This window comes from Halomonas sp. DP8Y7-1 (genome assembly GCF_019801685.1).
Classification (GTDB): Bacteria; Pseudomonadota; Gammaproteobacteria; order Pseudomonadales; family Halomonadaceae; genus Halomonas; species Halomonas litopenaei_A.
On the sequence record NZ_JAHVIN010000005.1, the window covers coordinates 490,715 to 507,502 of the forward strand.

General features: G+C 63.4%; 13 protein-coding genes. 6 read left to right on the forward strand and 7 right to left on the reverse strand.

Annotated features, from left to right (window positions below; translation table 11 throughout):
• Nucleotides 1-7 precede the first annotated feature (7 nt).
• Entirely contained in the window at nt 8-994 is a 987-nt protein-coding gene (locus KUV41_RS07480) for a TRAP transporter substrate-binding protein (RefSeq protein ID WP_222237241.1), read from the reverse strand.
• A gap of 196 nt (nt 995-1,190) precedes the next feature.
• Nucleotides 1,191-1,628, reverse strand: coding sequence for a VOC family protein (locus KUV41_RS07485; protein WP_206939600.1), 438 nt, complete (start codon nt 1,626-1,628; stop codon nt 1,191-1,193).
• A gap of 216 nt (nt 1,629-1,844) precedes the next feature.
• Between KUV41_RS07485 and KUV41_RS07490 the strand changes: the two genes are divergently transcribed.
• From KUV41_RS07490 to KUV41_RS07500, 3 genes are read left to right on the forward strand one after another with little or no spacing between them, the layout of a single operon-like run.
• Nucleotides 1,845-2,609, forward strand: coding sequence for a 5-oxoprolinase subunit PxpA (locus tag KUV41_RS07490; RefSeq protein WP_206939598.1), 765 nt, complete (start codon nt 1,845-1,847; stop codon nt 2,607-2,609).
• Nucleotides 2,606-3,328, forward strand: a complete 723-nt coding sequence (gene pxpB, locus KUV41_RS07495) for a 5-oxoprolinase subunit PxpB (protein WP_222485323.1) — start codon at nt 2,606-2,608, stop codon at nt 3,326-3,328. The genes KUV41_RS07490 and pxpB overlap by 4 nt, the downstream gene beginning before the upstream one ends.
• Nucleotides 3,325-4,257, forward strand: coding sequence for a biotin-dependent carboxyltransferase family protein (locus KUV41_RS07500; protein ID WP_222485325.1), 933 nt, complete (start codon nt 3,325-3,327; stop codon nt 4,255-4,257). The genes pxpB and KUV41_RS07500 overlap by 4 nt, the downstream gene beginning before the upstream one ends.
• Nucleotides 4,258-4,269: 12 nt before the next feature.
• On the opposite strand, the gene KUV41_RS07505 is transcribed toward KUV41_RS07500, so the two are convergent.
• From KUV41_RS07505 to KUV41_RS07525, 5 genes are all read right to left on the reverse strand, one after another.
• Nucleotides 4,270-6,357: a TonB-dependent siderophore receptor gene (locus KUV41_RS07505; RefSeq protein ID WP_222162098.1), complete on the reverse strand. Its 2,088-nt coding sequence runs from the start codon at nt 6,355-6,357 to the stop codon at nt 4,270-4,272.
• A gap of 275 nt (nt 6,358-6,632) precedes the next feature.
• On the reverse strand, nt 6,633-7,613 hold the full coding sequence (locus KUV41_RS07510; protein WP_222161779.1) for a helix-turn-helix transcriptional regulator: 981 nt from the start codon (nt 7,611-7,613) through the stop codon (nt 6,633-6,635).
• A 2-nt stretch (nt 7,614-7,615) separates the two neighbouring features.
• Entirely contained in the window at nt 7,616-8,500 is an 885-nt protein-coding gene (fhuF, locus tag KUV41_RS07515; protein WP_222485333.1) for a siderophore-iron reductase FhuF, read from the reverse strand.
• Nucleotides 8,501-8,706: 206 nt separating this feature from the next.
• Nucleotides 8,707-9,732: a sucrase ferredoxin gene (locus KUV41_RS07520; protein ID WP_261395948.1), complete on the reverse strand. Its 1,026-nt coding sequence runs from the start codon at nt 9,730-9,732 to the stop codon at nt 8,707-8,709.
• Nucleotides 9,733-9,781: 49 nt separating this feature from the next.
• On the reverse strand, nt 9,782-10,612 hold the full coding sequence (locus KUV41_RS07525; RefSeq protein WP_315900564.1) for an ABC transporter ATP-binding protein: 831 nt from the start codon (nt 10,610-10,612) through the stop codon (nt 9,782-9,784).
• Nucleotides 10,613-11,137: 525 nt separating this feature from the next.
• On the opposite strand from KUV41_RS07525, the gene KUV41_RS07530 reads away from it, so the two are divergent.
• From KUV41_RS07530 to KUV41_RS07540, 3 genes are all read left to right on the forward strand, one after another.
• Nucleotides 11,138-13,273, forward strand: a complete 2,136-nt coding sequence (locus KUV41_RS07530; protein ID WP_222485345.1) for a TonB-dependent receptor — start codon at nt 11,138-11,140, stop codon at nt 13,271-13,273.
• 294 nt (nt 13,274-13,567) lie between these two features.
• Nucleotides 13,568-15,430 carry an IucA/IucC family protein gene (locus KUV41_RS07535; RefSeq protein ID WP_222485347.1) on the forward strand — a complete coding sequence of 621 codons (1,863 nt, stop codon included), beginning with the start codon at nt 13,568-13,570 and terminating at the stop codon, nt 15,428-15,430.
• A complete protein-coding gene (locus tag KUV41_RS07540; protein ID WP_222485349.1) occupies nt 15,423-16,781 on the forward strand; it encodes a type III PLP-dependent enzyme in 1,359 nt (452 codons plus the stop codon). The genes KUV41_RS07535 and KUV41_RS07540 overlap by 8 nt, the downstream gene beginning before the upstream one ends.
• The last annotated feature ends 7 nt before the right edge of the window (nt 16,782-16,788 follow it).

The following is a 16,788-nucleotide window of genomic DNA, read 5'->3' on the forward strand; positions in this document are numbered from 1 at the left end:
CCTTGGCTCACTCGATGTTGCTGCGGTATTCCTCGATCAGCGCCTTGGCGCGATCATCCGCGCGGCTCTCCCAGTCCTTAAAGAGGGCGTCACCGGCCTCGGCGAGCGCGGCAGCGATCGCCTCATTGGGCTCGGAAATCGTGATGCCATTCTCCTCAAGGGCCTGGGCGCTGCCTTCCATGTCGGCCTTGCTGGCTTCCCAGCCACGCTGTTCGGCCTGGGCGGCGGCCTCCAGCAGTGCGTCCTGAGAGGCCTGGTCGAGACGGTCGAAGGCCTTCTGATTGACGAAGATGATGTTCTTCGGGATCCACAGGTTGGCATCGGTGAAGTGGGACACGTAGTCCCACGCGGCCATGGACTCACCGGTCGACACCGAGGTGATCATGGCGTCGACGCGTCCCGTGGAGAAGGCCGTCGGAATATCCGACTCCTCGGTTTCGGTGGGTAGGCCGCCGAGATTCTCGGTCAGGCGCTGGGTATTGATGTTGGGAGCACGCACCCTGAGCCCTTCAAACTGGGCTGGATCGTCGAGCGCGATGTCGGTGTAGATGCCTTGGGAGGGCCAGGGCACCGCGTACAGCGGTTTCATGCCCTGTTCAGCGAACAATTCTTCAATGACGGGCTTGCTTGCCTGCCACAGCGCCCATGCCTCGTCGTAGCTGCCGGCGAGGCCCGGCAGGGTGTCGAGTTCAAAGACGGGGGATTCGTTGGACAGGATCGACAAGAAGATCTCGCCGGCCTGGACGGTGCCACGCCTGACCGATGGCTTGATCTCGCCATGGCTGATCAGCGAGCCACCCGAGTGCACGGTGATATCCAGCTCACCATCGGTGGCCTCGCGGACATCGTCAGCGAACTGTTTGGTGTTGACGGTGTGAAAGCTGGCGTCGCCATAGGGCGTGGCCAGGTTCCAATCGGCGGCCTGGGCGGCGGATGCCAGGCCCGTCAGTGAGGCAACGGCAACCGCCAGACGAAGAGAGCGGAGACAGGGCATGATGGCGAACCTTGTTGTTGTTGAGTGTGTTGTTGAGTGTGTTGTTGAGTGTGTTGTTGAGTGTGTTGTTGAGTTTGTCGTCGAGTGAGTCGTTGAGTCTGTTGTCGAACCTACCGATGAGGCGATGCTTGCGTCAGCGTCAGTGAAGGCGGCGTTGAAGATCAACCGACACCACTGACGCAGCCCGGCCCGGTGGTCAGGCCTTCTTGAACAGCTGGCTGTCGCGATCCTTGAATGCCTTGAATTCTAGCGCGTTGCCGGAAGGGTCCTTGAAGAACATGGTCGCCTGCTCGCCCGGCTCGCCCTTGAAGCGAATATAGGGTTCGATCTCGAACTCCACGCCGTGGGACTTGAGCTTGTCGGCCAGGGCTTCCCAGGCTGGCATCTCGAGGACCACGCCGAAGTGCGGTACCGGCACCCCATGACCATCCACCGGATTCTTGTGGGCAGCGCTGGCGGCATCCTTGAGCGCTGGATTCAGATGGCAGACGAACTGATGGCCGTAGAGGTCGAAGTCGACCCAGGACTCGGAGCTGCGGCCTTCGGGGCAGCCGAGAAAATTACCGTAGAATTCGCGGGCTTCGTCGATATCGCGGACCTGGATGGCCAGATGGAAAGGATCACTGACAGCCATGGGGAGTCTCCGGTTGGATGGGGCGTTATTGACAGGGTAGTGTCAGTGATTCTTGGCCGGGTGAGCTGCTGTCGTCAATCTTGACGCTGAATTTGTTGCTGCGCAGTGATGACGCGAGTCTCGGGGCGATGCCGGTACGCTGCCCGGCGGCTTGATCGAGAATTCAGACAGCGACATCATTCAATGACACTTCATCGACAACAATAAGGTGGCCCTATGCCGATCCCCCTCCTCAACTGCGATGTCGGCGAGAGTTTCGGCGCCTGGAAGATAGGCCGCGATACCGACGTGATGGCGTATATCGACTGCGCCAATATTGCCTGCGGCTTCCATGCGGGCGATCCCGACGTGATGCGTCGCACCGTCGGCCTGGCGGTGGCCAACAACGTGGCCATCGGTGCGCACCCCGGCTACCCGGACCTGGTAGGGTTTGGACGGCGCAGCCTGGCGGTATCGCCGTCCGAAGCGGAGAACCTGTTGCTGTATCAGATCGGCGCGCTGGATGGTGTGTGTCGAGCGGAAGGCTCTCGAGTCCGCTATATCAAGCCCCATGGTGCCCTGTACAACGATATGGCGGTGAACAGCCCGGCGGGCCAGGACCTGCTGCGCGCGACCATGCGCGCCGTGCGTGCCTACGATGCCAGCCTGCCGCTGCTGGTGATGTCCACCGCCGATACCGATGACGTCCGGGCGTTGGCGGCGGAGGAGGGCGTTTCCCTGTGGTTCGAAGTGTTCGCCGATCGAGCCTACGACCAGCAGGGGCGGCTGGTGTCTCGGCGTGAACCGGGAGCGGTGCATCATGATGAGTCGACCATCGTCGCCCAGGCGGTCACGCTGGCCAAGGGGGAGCCTCTGGCGGCCCGAGACGGGACCCCGCTGCAACTGCCTGCGGATACGCTGTGCGTGCACGGTGACAACGAAAGCTCCGTGGCCGCCGTCCGGGCCATTCGTGAGGCCTTCGACCGACTGGAGGAGGCATGACGCCACGCCCACGACTGGAGACAGTCGCCTTCGATAGCCTGATCGTCAGGCTGTTTGATGCCATCGACGAAGCGCATATGCCCTGGGTGCTGGCGGCCACCAACGCGATTCGCCAGCGCCTTGGCGACGCTGCCCTGGAGGTGGTGCCGTCCTACACCACGGTACTGGTCCAGATCGATATCCAGCGACTGTCGTTGGCGGAGGCCCGGACACGCCTCATGGCGGCACTTGATGGACTGTCACCCCAGGCGGCGGAACAAGGCACCCTGCATGAGATTCCTGTCTGGTACGACCCCTCCGTCGGTCCTGAGCTAACGCTGATGGCGCGCCGCTCCGGGATGACGGTCGAGGAGGTCGTCCGCCGTCACTGTGCGCGTGACTACAGCGTGTTCGCGCTGGGCTTTGCGCCTGGCTACGGCTTTATGGGGCTGGTCGAGGACGCTCTGGCGACGCCGCGGTTGAAGACCCCGCGCCAGAAGGTGGCCGCGGGCAGCGTGGGTATCGCGGATCGCCAGACGGCGGTTTACCCGGCTCCTTCTCCCGGTGGCTGGAACCTGATCGGGCGAACCGCGGTGAAGCTGTTTGATCGCGAGCGCGAGGGCTACACCCTGTTCAAGCCCGGTGATCGCGTGCGCTTTGTGGCCATCGACCGCGCTACCTTCGAGGCGCAGGGCGGCGACACCACCCCCCAACCCCCGGCCGAGGAGAGCGGCGCATGAGTCTCAAGGTGGAACGTGCGGGACCCATGGCACTGGTGGTCGATGGTGGACGTGGTGGGGTGCGTCATCTTGGCGTGACCCAGGGCGGCGCCATGGACTGGGTGGCGCTGGGATGGGCCAACTGGCTGCTCGGCAATGCTCCGGACGCCGCTGGTCTCGAAGTCATGGTGGGGGGGCTTGAGCTGGTCGCCGAGGCCGATATCTGCGTGGCGCTGGCGGGGGCGGATCTCGCTGCGCGACGTGACGGCGAGGCCATCGCTCCCGGTCAGGCACTGACGCTGAAGCAAGGACAGCGACTGGTCTTCGAGCGTCCCAGCAAGGGCCTGCGCGCCTATCTGGCTCTCCCGGGGGGCGTGGCCGGAGAAGCGGTGATGGGGAGTCTTTCGAGCACCGTGCGGGAGGGCCTGGGCGGTCTGGATGGCCTGGGACGTCCCCTGGTGGCGGGTGACCGCGTGGAGGCGAAAGCGCCACACCAGCGTGTGAACTCGCGAGAGCTGGCCCCAAGCGCGGCAACGCTGACTGCCTCATCGGAGCCGCTCGAGCTGGCGCTGGTAACGGGCGCTCAGCTCGCAAGCTTCGACGGACACAGCCTTTACCGTGCCTTCAACCAGGACTGGACCATCGATCAGCGTGCCGACCGCATGGGCATTCGCCTGACCGGGGCGCGCCTTGAAGGCCGCATGAAGGGCATGGTGTCGGAGGGTATTCCGCTGGGTGCAGTGCAGGTGCCCCCCGACGGCCAGCCGATCATCCTGATGAACGATCGTCAGACCATCGGCGGCTACCCGCGTCTGGGTGCGCTGACGCCGCTTGCCTGTGCACGCCTGGCCCAGTGCCTGCCCGGGACACGGGTCCGCTTCAAGCCGGTGTCTCCCGAACAGGCACAGCGGGACCATCTGCAGTGCCTGCATGCATGGCGTACTGAGTGATCGCCGTCAGACTCAGAACTGATAGCTCACGGTAGCACTGACGCTGCGTTCGGCACCGAAGTAGCAGAACTCGAGGGAGTTGCAGGAGGCGACGTAGTCTTCGTCCAGCAGGTTGTTGACGTTGAGTCGAGCGCTCACGCCCTCAAGTCCGACGCGGCTGAAGTCGTAGCCAAGGGTGGCATCGACCAGGGTGTAGTCCGGAACCGACTTGGTGTTGGCGCGATCTGCCTGGATATCGGCGTGGTAACGCACCCCCAGGCCGGTGTTCAGGCCGGCCAAAGGTCCGCGGGCGACATCGTAGTAGCCCCACACCGAAGCGATATGCTTGGGTGAGTAGATGGCGTCGTTGCCCTCTTCACCGGGGACATCGCTCTCCTCGTAGGTAATGTCGGTGTAGGCGTAGCTCGCCTGCATGCTCAACTCGTCGGTGAATTGGGTGCGGGCTTCAAGCTCAATGCCTTGGGACTCGATCTCACCAATGGCGCGGTAAGGATCCGTGGGCTGCTCCTTGGTCGCCACGTTGTCTTGAGTGATGTGGAACAGGGCGATGGAGTATTGGTCCTGGGTGCCCAGCGGCTGATATTTCAGGCCGGTTTCCACCTGCTCGCCTTCCATGGGCTCAAGCAGATCTCCTGATGCATCGACGAAGCTGGTCGGAGTGAACGCCGTGGAGTAGCTGACGTAGGGCGAGACTCCGTTATCGAAGGCGTAAAGAAGGCCGGCCCGTCCACTGAACTGAGTTTCATCCAGTTCGGAGCTGTCACCGCTATCGCGATTGGTATTCTCGATGTCGACCCAGTCGTAACGGCCACCCAGGGTCAGATGCCAGCGGTCCCAGCTGATCTGGTCCTGCAGATAGACGCCGGTCTGCTCGAGCTCGTGGGTCTCGCGGGTGGTCACCGCGATGTCGCCGACGGGGCCTGCACCGTAGCTGGGGTTGAAGGCATTGATCTGCGGGAAGGCGCCACTGGACCAGGTCACCTCGTTTTCCCGTGTCTGATAGTCGACCCCCGTCAGCACGCGGTGGTTGAGCCCGCCGGTGGTGAAGCTGGCCTCGAGCTGGTTGTCTACCGTCCAGGCTTCCAGGTCCTCATCGGCGCCTGAATAGTAGCGATAGAGCTCAGTGTCGTTGGCCCAGCCATAGGCATAGACCTGGTCCATGGTGACATCCGACTCCAGGTACCTGAGCTTCTGGCGAGCGATAAGCCCGTTGCCGAAGCGATGCTCCAGCTCATAGCCGAAGAGGTTCTGGTCACGCTCGAAGTTGTCGTAGTCGTCTTCGCCTTCGAAGAAGGTGTTGTCGATGTGCTGGCCGGCGTGGCTGGTAACGGTGCCCTCGTAGGGCAAGCCCGCGTGATAGCCGCCTTCGGGTTCACGAGACAGGTAGGCGTTGAGGTTCAGGGTGGTCGCGTCGGTGATGTCCCAGGTCAGTGACGGTGCGATGGCATAGCTTTCTTCCTCCACCGGGTCGAACTGGGTATCGGCGGCGCGGGCGACGCCGGTCAGGCGGAAGGCGGCGCGCTGTCCTTCGTCGACGCTACCGGTGATATCGAAGGCCGCACGGCGCTGGTCGTTGTTGCCAAAGCCGACCTGGACCTCTCCGGTGGGGGTATCGGTGAAGGTCGGCCGCTTGCTGGTCAAGGCCACCAGGCCACCGGGGGAGGCTCGACCGTAGAGCACCGAGGCCGGGCCCTTGACCACCTCGACACTTTCCAGCATCCACGGGTCAATCTTCAGTGAGCTGTAGCTGTTGCTGTCGCCCATCAGTTTCAGGCCGTCGAGGAAGGTATTGCTCACGCTGCCGTCAGAGAAGCCGCGCAGAACGATGTAGTCGTAGCGGTTGGATGCACCGATCTGATTGGTATAGACCCCTGGGGTGTAATCCAGAGCCCGCTGCACGGACTGGGCACCGCGTCGCTCGATGTCCTCGGCGCTGACGCTGGAGGTGGCCTGCGGGGTCTCCAGAAACGGCGTGTCGGTCTTGGTGGCGGCTTCACCGGTGACCGTCATGGTGCTGAGTTCTGCGCTGTCGGCCGCGCTGTTGTCGGCGGCTTGTGCCAGGGCGTTAGCAGAGAGCATCAGCGACGACAGGCCAAGCATCGCCAGCGATGCACGAGAGATGGCGGTCGCAAGTGGCGTCGACGCCCATTGGCGGCGCAGGCGCGGGGAGGTCAGTGTGTTCATGGAAGGGCTTACCGTATGAGTCGAGCCAGGAGATGGCGTTGGAAGCGTGTTTTTCGGTAATGCGAATTATTCCATTTTAATGGCGCCATCTTCCTATGCGTATCGCCAAGATCCTTATGCGCGGTGACAGGCTGTTGAACGATTGCCGTGCCAAGCTGGTGGGAGTGCTGCGGCTATGCGTGAGCCACCGCCTAGCCGATATCCCTGGGAGATACCCCGAAGCGACGGCGGAAGGCGGTGGAAAAATTGGAAGCATGGCCGTAGCCGCTGTCGAAGGCGGCCTGCTGTACGCTGGCGCCACGAGACAGCAGCTCATAGGCCAGCATCAGGCGGCGTTCGCGCAGGTAGTCGAAGACCGAGACACCGAACAGGCGCTGGAACTTTGCGCGTAGACCGGATTGGCTCATGGAGGCGAGCTCGGCGAGTTGCTCGAGGCTGTAAGGGTGAGCAGGGGCATCGTGCAGGGTCTGGCGTACCCGCTCCAGGCGCTGGCGTTCTGCTAGCTGCAGACCGCTTTGGTGCGCTCCGGGATGACGCAGGCCATGGGCCAGCAGCTGCAGTCCGATCGCCTCCAGCAGCAGCTGTCGCTGTCCTGCCGAGGGTTGCGGCGTGACCGCCTGCTCAAGCATCGGTGCCAGATAGCCGGGCAGCGGCCAGACATGCAGGTGAGGGCGCGGCGAGTCGAGAAGCTCGGTGATCTCAGGACGTTGGCTGAGTGCGTGGATGGCCGCTTCGTCGAGGGACAGGTTCAGCGTGCGCAGGCGCTGGCCGGCGTCCTGGTGCACACGCAGGGCCACCTGGTCGGCGAGCCTGGCGCTGAGCGCGCTGCCGGCGGAGAGGCGCTGGCGACGCCCGCCCTGATCTACCTGAATGGCGCCCTCCAGGACGACGCAGACGAACAGGGGGGAGGCCATGGTGGAGCAAGAGTCATACGGCGTCAGCACCTCGACGTCGGAAAACGTCAGATGCCAGCCAGGGCGTACCTGCTCCTCGATCACACGCCCCCTGAGCACGGCCAGGTCGCGGGCCACCTGGGGCGAGCGCATGCCGGCGAAGCGATAGTCGATGCCGTGGCGTTGTGCAAAGCCAAGAAAGTCACCGGCGCGAATGAGGCGTGGCTGGATGCCTTCGGCAGGCGCGCCGACGAGAGGGCGGGATCGGGCTGGGGGCATGGTCAGCCGGCGGCAACGCGAGACGTGGCTTTGCGCAAGGAGGGCCGACGCGCCTGGCGCTCGCCTTCGTCCTTGGCCGCAGGGAAGGACTGCACCACGCTGGAGGTGTCGCCAGATTGGCGCTGGTTCTGGTTCTGGTTCTGGCACTTGGCCGCGGCTCGGGCTGCCAGGGCATTGTCATCCAGCGGGCAGGTGCCGCAGTAGGCCAGGTCATCCAGGCGGTAGCGTAGACAGCATACGCGGCGAATGCGCTGCGTCTCGCCTTGATCGTCCTGGAGGTAGCGAACCGGCATGAACAGAGGGTTGCGCCGGCCATCGGGATACACCCGGTGATCGAGCAGCCGCAGCGCTTGCTCGGCGGCGTCGGGTGAGCCCATGGGGTGTGTGTGAGCCCCACGGGCAAAGTAGTCGAAGTAGCCGCCGAAGTTGCTCCAGAACACCTTGGGCGAGGCGCCGGAAACGCAACCCAGCATGTCGATCAAAGGAGCAATATGGCCTTGCAGCAAGCGCTCGAAGCGCTCGAAAGCATCCAGTGATGGCAGCGGGGTGCCCTCATGCCGTAAGGCAATACCGTGGGTGCAGCCTGATGCGTTGAGATAGATCCCCATTTCGTCCAGTGCCACCGGCAGGTCCCGCTCCAGCAGCAGGTTGGACGCCAGCGTGTGGGCGGCAAGCTGGCTGAAGTGCCATTTCGACCACAGTGAGGCAACGGCCTTGAGATCCTCTCCCTTGAACTGCGTGGTGTAGCGCTCGATCAGCTCGTCCAGCACGCCAGGCTCGAGCAGTGTCTCTGCTGGCATGGCGTCGTCGGGCAAGGTCGCTGCCACAGTAGGCACCGTGAGGTGTTCCAGGGGACCGCAATACAGACGGGAAAGCGCTGATGTCATGGGGCGTCCTGCAGGCCGGAGGCTTGAGGTCGAAAAGACCAACGGCGACTACAGTAGATTAAATGCGAATTGTTATCAAGGGCAGTGATTCTCGTTAGGCTTTGTCCGAAACGTCGACGAGCGAAGGTTAGACAAGGCAAAAATCGGTGAGAAAGCGCAGTTTACGTGGTGTAAATGAGCATTTTGAGGCGATTTTTAACGCCGTATCACCGAGCGCAGGCACTTTTCGTAAAAGCCCTAGCTGGCATCACCTTGATGGCTCGCCACACCTGGCTTGCGCTCGGCCCTTCTGCCAGATCCGAGCACATGTCCACACGATCAAGGGTCATCGAGCGACATAGCACTTGCGCATGGCCCTCATGGACGACGCCTTCATGGTCAGTCGATCTCCAATGCCAGTGAATGCTGACGCTATCGGCATCGGCGGTGGTTCCAGCGTCGGCGCCAGCCACGTCCTCGACCAGTGTCAGCTGCACGCCACCGGCGGCGCTGGTGGCGTCGTGCTCATCGAGCCAGCCGAGCAGGGCGACCTCGGCACACTGCTGTACCGGTGTCAGCGCGGACGCGCCACGGTAGCCGGGTAGATAGCGCCTGCCCTGAGCTTCGGCCTGCAGCATGGGTAGCGCGTGCTCGGGATCGATACGGCCGTACTTGCGCACCGGAGACAGCACGATGATGCTGGCGGCGAAGCGGCAGCCACCCAGGTGGCTGCTTTCCCACACGTCAAACGGCAAGCGCTGCTGCTCGACCGCGTGCGCCAGGGCCTTGTAACTGCGAAAGCCATAGCGTGCGCAGCACTTGTCCTTCTTGCCATGGGTACAGCACAGCACCACATCGTCGCGTTGTGGGAGCGATGGCCAGGCGGACAGGTCGGAACCCGAGGCCAGTGCGTCGGCGAACGCCAGCAGGGCATCGAGATCCAGACGCAGGCGCTGGCGCTCTGGCATCAGCATGACCTCGTGGAGGCCGTCTGGCTGGTCGCGCCGGTGAATCAGATTGACCCGGCGACCGCTTGCGGCCAACCCATCCAGGCTGTCTTTCAGGCGCTGTGGCATGTCGCTGGCGTGGCGCAGGTTGCGCTGCCATTTGGCCCGGGGCCAGCTGATCAGCAGGTTGCGCTCGGCGTGGGCGCCGCTACCGGGCAAGGGATCGTCCAGCTGGCGGCTGAGGTCGGTGCAGAAGGTCTTGTTGATCACGGCGGTATTGATGGTGGTGTGGCTGGCGCTGTTCATATCGGCACGGGAATTGCTGTCACGATACTGGTTTTCACGAGGCGGGATTTCACGGTGCGTGGGGCACCGGCCGCGTGCAGGCGGCGGCTTGGTCGCGGTCTTCCAGCAGTGGGCTGCCGGCCCTGTCCGAGCGTCGCTTGAGCGGCACGCACAGCGGCCTGCCGCTGGCCGGGTCGTGAATCACCTGGGCGTCCAGGTCGAAGACCTGCTTGAGGTTGGCGCGGGTAAACACCTCAGCCGGCGTGCCGCTGGTGATGATGCGGCCGTCCCGCAACATTACCAGTTCGTCGGCGTAGGCGGCCGCCAGGTTCAAGTCGTGGAGCACCAGCAGCAGGGTGCGACCCTGGTCGTGGGCAAGGCCGGTCAAGAGCTCGAGCAGATCGACCTGAACCTTGAGGTCGAGAAACGTCGTGGGCTCATCGAGCAGAATCAAATCGGTCTGCTGGGCCAGGACCATGGCGATCCAGCAGCGCTGGCGCTGACCTCCGGAGAGGGCGTCCACGTGACGATCGGCGAACTCGGTCACGTGGGTGTAGGCCATGGCTTCGGCGATGACCTCGGCGTCACGACGAGCGTCACGCTGCCACAGTCTCTGGTGCGGGAAGCGCCCCATGGCCACCAGTTGGCGCACGCTGAGGCCTTCCGGGGCGGTCGGTCCCTGGGGCAGCAACCCCAGCCGTTTGGCCACCTCACGGGTCGACTGATGGTGGATCGCCTGGCCATCCAGCAGCACTTGTCCCGACTGCGGGCTAAGCGTTCTCGCCAATGTCTTGAGCAGCGTCGACTTGCCACTGCCGTTGGGCCCAAGCAATACCGTCAACTTGCCCGGTGCGATGGTGATGTCGACGCCATCCAGCACCACCCGGTCTTCGTATCCCACTGTCAGGGCTGTCCCCTGAAGTCGATGTGACGCTGCCTGGCGAGGGGCCGGGCGCGAAGGCTTTGGCGGAAAAGAGGGGGACGACGACATGGGGCGCGTCTCTGCTGAGGGCGAAATGGCTGTCGACGGTATGACAAAACATTCTCATTTTCAATCTGGAGAAACAGCTTGCAGCACTGTTCGTGCGCTTTTGACTAGTCGTTTAAGCACAAAATCTTGTGAGGTTATGACGAACGGTTCGTTCGAACATCATGGACAGCGCAAATTTGATTAATTAGGATAATCGTTCTCATTTAGAGATGCGGTAGTAACAACGACGCAGCACGATATCAGATGAGAGGCGTGCAGCAGGACCTCCGCTTGCGGAGACCCATTGGGAACAGGGAAGGCTTGACCGTCATGTCGGCCGATGTCGTCTCTCGCGCTGGAGTCACCGCCTCCGCCACGGGCGAAGGGGGCGACAGGCCTGAATCAGTCGCTGCGCAGATCATTCGAACGATAGCTCCACAAGGAATAACGCACGACATGAATCGTCATGCTCTATGGCCCACCGTCTCACTACTGAGCCTCGCCATTGCTCAGCACGCCGCGGCGCAGACCAGCGCTTCCTCGTCTTCCTCCGATGCAGCCCGTGCAGATCAAGGGCCGACCATGGTGGTGACCGCCTCGCGGACCAATACCACCAAGGAAGACTCGCCCCAGACGGTGCGCATCATCACCGAGGAAGAGATCGCTCAGCAGCTCGATGTGACCACGGACTCGTCGCAGATCCTGAGCAACCTGCTGCCGTCCTACTCCCCCAACCGCCAGAAAATGACCGGCAGTGGCGAGACCCTGAGGGGCCGCACGCCGCTGTTTCTGATCGACGGTATTCCCCAGTCGAACCCGCTGCGTCCCACCGGCCGTGAATCGCACACCATCGACTTTTCCCAGGTCGAGCAGATCGAGGTCATTCAAGGGGCCAACGCGACCAACGGTGTGGGGGCTGCTGGCGGGGTGATCAACATCATCACCAAGCGACCGGAGCCGGGTAGCTTCAACCAGCACTTCAGCGCGCAGCTGACCACGCCCACCAGTGAACTGGACGGCGACACTCTGAGCTACAAGACCGACTACGGCTTCAGCGGCAATGAGGGTGCCGTGGACTATGTGTTTGGCCTCAGCTATGAGGACCAGGGGCTCTATCTGGATGGCAAGGGCGATCCTGTCGGGGTCGATAACACCCAGGGCGATCTGATGGATTCGCGCAGCTATGACCTGCTGGGCAAGCTGGCCTACTGGATCGACGACAACCAGCGCGTGCAGTTCACCCTGAACCACTACGACATCGAAGGCCACAACGACTACGTCAGCGTGACCGGCGACCGCGATGCGGGCATCCCGACCACCTCCGAGCGTGGCACGCCCGAGGGCGATGCGCCCTACAACGAGGTGTGGACGACGGGCCTGAGCTATGACAACTACGACCTGGCTGGCATGCAGCTGAGCGCCCAGGCGTACTATCAGGATTACGAGGCACTGTTCGGAGCCACCGATTCCGGTACCTTCCAGGACCCGTCGCTGGCGCCGGTGGGCACCTACTACGACCAGAGCTCTGCCAAGACCGAGAAGTTCGGTACCAAGGTCTCGCTGACCAAGGACGACCTGTGGGATGACCGACTGAAGCTGACCGGTGGCTTCGATACCCTGTTCGACGAGACCGAACAGTACCTGTACGGCAGCGGCCGCACCTACGTGCCGCCCACCGACTACACCGACCTGTCACCGTTCCTCCAGGCCGAGTTCGCCCCTGTCGACTCCCTGCTGCTGTCCGCCGGCGTGCGCTACGAGTACGCTGAGCTGGATATCGATGACTACCAGACGGTATGGGCCAACAACGGTGTGGACGTGGAAGGCGGCAACCCCGACTTCGATGAAACGCTCTACAACGTGGGCGCCGTATGGAAGCCGGTACAGGGTGTAAGCCTGTTCACCAACTACTCAGAAGGCTTCTCCATTCCCGATGTGGGACGAGCGCTGCGAGGGATCGATACGCCGGGACAATCGGTCGACAGCATCGACAACCTGCGCCCCATCGTCACTGAAAACATCGAGACCGGTGTGCGCTACGAGAACGATCGGCTGGCGGCTGAGTTGAGCTACTACGAGTCGACGTCCGACTTCGGCAGTCGTCTGACCGAGCAGGACGGTGTCTTCATCATGAACCGTCAGGAAACCCAGATCACCGGCATCGAGGCCTCGGTGGACTATGCCTTTACCGAGCGCCACTCCGGTCGCCTGGCCTACTCCCATATGACGGGGCTGTACGACAGCGACAACGATGGTGATCTCGACGCCGAGCTGTCCGGCCTGGATGTGTCGCCGGACCGTCTGGTCGGCAGCTGGTCCGCCAACTGGACCGACAAGCTGTCCACCTTCCTTCAGGCCAACTACGCCTTCGACGAGTCCTACGATGAAGAAGAGCGTGAGTTCGATGGCTACCTGCTGGTCGATGCCGCGGTGGGCTATCGCCTGCCGACCGGCAAGATCAACGTCGGTGTTTCCAACCTGCTCGACGAGGACTACATCACCTACTACTCCCAGAGTGCGCTGGTCAACGACGACCGCTACTTTGCTGGCCGTGGTCGCACCCTGACCCTGGGCTATAGCGTGGAGTTCTAGGCGCGAACGTTCTGGAGCGCTTGATCAAGGCCCGCCGTCAGGACGGCGGCGGGCCACTTGAGCGGCCCTGGCCAATAGCTCGCTGACGCAGCACAGCACACCTTCACCACGGTCATCACGACCATCTTCCGATCAATCGTCATAACAACCGCTACAGCAACACCATCACAACAACGCAACAACAACACCCCTTCGCCTAGTGACTAGCCAGGAAAGCGCGACTTTCTCAGGCCTGCGGTCGTGCGCCGTAGCCAGAGAGGGCAACAAAGGATGGAATCCTTGCGGAGGTTGCATATGCAATTCCCCTTACAGACTCGCACCCCTGGCGAGATTGCTCGGCATGCCTCGCAGCATGCCCTGCTCAACGGCATCATCAAGGAAGTGGGTATTCCCCAGGACTTGCTGAGCCACCACTGGCCTGCCCATCGGCAGGGCCTGCCCCACACCGATAAAGGATGGCCGCTGCAGATTGCGTGGTCACCGACGCTGAGCTTGTTTGTGCTGGTCGACCGGCATTCGGCGTTGGGCGTTCATGCCTATGTATCGGAGCTGTACCTGCGGCGTCCTACGGACCCGCGTTGGCGCCCGGCGCAGACGGCTGAGCTGGTAGCGGCATTGCTGGAGGACGGGCCCTGGCGTGACGCCTTCCCCAATCCGGAATTCCGCGACCAGGTTCTGCTGAGTCAGCGCGTGATGGAAGATATCCTGTCACGCGCCGACCAATCTGATCGTCGCAGCGAGCGTCCTGAGCGGCACCCCCTTGGCGACTATGCGTCCAGCGAACAGGGGCTATGGTTCGGACATCCCAACCACCCGACCCCCAAGGCGCGGCAATGGCCTGAGGATCTTCCCGATGCCGGCGTTGCCTGTTCGCCGGAGTCGGGTATCGCAACACGTTTGCACCAGTTCTCGTTCCCGGCAGAGGGCCTGCGCATCAACAGCAATGGCCCGTCGCCGCAGGAGCTGCTGCAGCAGGCCGCGGATCAGGCAGCCGACAGCGCCGACGACCGCGTGGTACTGGCCATGCACCCGATCCAGGCCGAGCTGTTCCGCCGCTCGCCCCAGGTCGCCCCCTATCTGGCCGACGGGCGGATTCGCGATCTTGGCGCCAGCGGCTTCGAGGCGGTGCCCACGGCGTCCATGCGCACCTGGTACCTGGAGGATCACCCCTGGTTCATCAAGGGCTCGTTGAACGTGCGCATCACCAACTGCGTGCGCAAGAACGCCTGGTACGAACTGGCCAGCACGCTGGTGATCGACCGCATCATGGCGCAACTGGTTGAGGCGGGGGATCCGGCGCTTAAGCGACTGGAGGTCGCCCGCGAGCCCGCCACGCTGCACTGGACGCCGAGCGACGGTGACGCCGATGGCCAGGATCCCGAGGTGCGGCGCTGGTTCTGTGAACAGACCGGCATCATCCTGCGCGACAACTTCTGCCGTCGCTTTGGTGCCGAGCGCTGCCTGTTGTCCGCCACGGTGTTTGCCCGGGATACCCAACTGACGCCGATGGTGCTCGATCTGGTCGGGCGCAGCTATGGCGTCGGTCCCGCGGACAGCAGCGACGACCAGCGACTCGACTGGTTCCGTGCCTACTTGAAGACCCTGGTGGAGCCGGTGCTCGCGCTGTACTTCCGGCACGGCATCGTGGTCGAGCCCCATCTGCAGAATTGTGTGCTGGTGCATCAGCAAGGACGCCCGCAGCGGATGCTGCTGCGCGACTTCGAAGGCACCAAGTTGACCGCTGACCTGGGCGTGGACTGGCTGGCCGGCGAGACGCTGGATCCCCGTGTCCGCCAGTCGATGGTCTACAGCCGCGAGAAAGGCTGGAATCGCATCGCCTACTGCCTGCTGCTGAATCATCTGGCGGAGGCCATCCTGGCATTGAGCTGGCAGCGTCCTGCCCTTGCCGATGACCTGTGGGACGCCACCGCCGACGAGCTGGCGCGAGTAAGGGACCGCTTGAGCGAGATGTCACAGGCATCTCCCGGGAGGGCTACCCCTGAGCTTGATGCGCTGCTTGCCGGTGACGCGCTGCCATGCAAGACCAACCTCAAGCTCAGGCTGATGGCCCAGGCGGATCGGCATGCAGAATACGTGCGCTTGCCGAGCCCCTGGCGCGCGGTGTCGAGCCCGCGCCGGGAGGTGGCCCATGGTTGATGTCACCCTGAACCGCCCGTTGGCTGACGCTGTGCCGAGGGGCGACGCCCCTGATACGCCAGTGGTGGCGGAGCGTTCTGCAGCAGTAGCCGCTGGTTCCGCTCACGCCATCCCCGAGGCGGTGCGCCAGGCCATATTGGCCCATCAGGCAGACGCCCAGGACCCGGTCGCGGCCTTCTTCTACGACCTGGAGGCACTGGCAGAGCGGGCGCGCTGGATGATGTCGACGTTGCCCAAGGGCGTCGAGCTGTTCTATGCCATCAAGGCCAACAGCGAGGCTCCGATGCTCAAGACCCTGGCGCCGCTGGTCGATGGTTTCGAGCTGTCCTCCGGCGGTGAGATAGCGCGGATGCGCCAGGCGACCCAGGCGTTGCCCTGGGTGCTGTCTGGCCCCGGCAAGCTGGATAGCGAGATGCAGCGCGCCATGGACGAGGGTATCGAGGCCTTCCATGTGGAAAGTCTCGGTGAAATTGCGCGTCTTGAGCGCCTGGCGGCAGCGCGAGGTGAGCCGCAGTGCGTGCTGCTGCGTATCAATCCGAGTCTGCCCGAGTCGCTGTCCAGTCGCTTGCGTATGGCGGGCACCGCCACACCGTTCGGCATCGACGAGGCGGAACTCGGCGCGGCGGTCGCGGCGGTGGAGGCAGCGTCCCACCTCAGGCTGGTAGGCTTTCACGTGCACGCCATGTCCCACCAGCGCAGCGTGCACAAGCACAGGACACTGCTCGATAGCTATCTGGATCGCTGGCCGCGTTGGCGAGCACTGGCCGAACATCCGGCGTCGGTCACCCAGCTCAATGTGGGGGGCGGCATCGGCGTTGACTACCAAGCGCCATCTGCCCCGGGCGAGCAGTTCGACTGGCCGGCGCTGTGCGCTCATCTGGGACAGCGCCTTGAGCACATGGACGATGCGCCACGCCTGCGCTTCGAGATCGGACGCTTCGTCTCAGCCTTCTGCGGCTATTACGTCATGGAAGTGATCGACACCAAGTCGAGCCACGGCGAGAACTTCGTGATCTGCCGTGGCGGCACCCACCAATTTCGCCTTCCCGCCGCCCAGGGCCATGACCACCCGGTGGTTGCGCTGTGCCGATCACCGGCCGAGGGCCGCTCTGGCGCGCAGGCAGATGCCAAGCTCGCTGCCACAAAGCGCTGGAGCGTGGTCGGCCAGCTGTGCACGCCCAAGGATGTACTGACACGCGCCGCCTGGCTCAACGACCCGGCGCCAGGGGATCTGCTGGTGCTGCCCCTGGCCGGGGCCTATGGCTACAACATTTCCCACGCCGACTTTCTGTGTCATCCAAGGCCCGAGCAGTGCTTTATCAGCGCGCCCGGCCGCGTGGCTATCTATTGACGTCGAG

Bases quoted from the DNA above. Each gene is read 5' to 3' on its own strand.
- KUV41_RS07480 (WP_222237241.1), bottom strand. From the start codon at position 994: ATGCCCTGTCTCCGCTCTCTTCGTCTGGCGGTTGCCGTTGCCTCACTG.
- KUV41_RS07485 (WP_206939600.1), bottom strand. From the start codon at position 1,628: ATGGCTGTCAGTGATCCTTTCCATCTGGCCATCCAGGTCCGCGATATC.
- KUV41_RS07490 (WP_206939598.1), top strand. From the start codon at position 1,845: ATGCCGATCCCCCTCCTCAACTGCGATGTCGGCGAGAGTTTCGGCGCC.
- pxpB (WP_222485323.1), top strand. From the start codon at position 2,606: ATGACGCCACGCCCACGACTGGAGACAGTCGCCTTCGATAGCCTGATC.
- KUV41_RS07500 (WP_222485325.1), top strand. From the start codon at position 3,325: ATGAGTCTCAAGGTGGAACGTGCGGGACCCATGGCACTGGTGGTCGAT.
- KUV41_RS07505 (WP_222162098.1), bottom strand. From the start codon at position 6,357: ATGCTTGGCCTGTCGTCGCTGATGCTCTCTGCTAACGCCCTGGCACAA.
- KUV41_RS07510 (WP_222161779.1), bottom strand. From the start codon at position 7,613: ATGCCCCCAGCCCGATCCCGCCCTCTCGTCGGCGCGCCTGCCGAAGGC.
- fhuF (WP_222485333.1), bottom strand. From the start codon at position 8,500: ATGACATCAGCGCTTTCCCGTCTGTATTGCGGTCCCCTGGAACACCTC.
- KUV41_RS07520 (WP_261395948.1), bottom strand. From the start codon at position 9,732: ATGAACAGCGCCAGCCACACCACCATCAATACCGCCGTGATCAACAAG.
- KUV41_RS07530 (WP_222485345.1), top strand. From the start codon at position 11,138: ATGAATCGTCATGCTCTATGGCCCACCGTCTCACTACTGAGCCTCGCC.
- KUV41_RS07535 (WP_222485347.1), top strand. From the start codon at position 13,568: ATGCAATTCCCCTTACAGACTCGCACCCCTGGCGAGATTGCTCGGCAT.
- KUV41_RS07540 (WP_222485349.1), top strand. From the start codon at position 15,423: ATGGTTGATGTCACCCTGAACCGCCCGTTGGCTGACGCTGTGCCGAGG.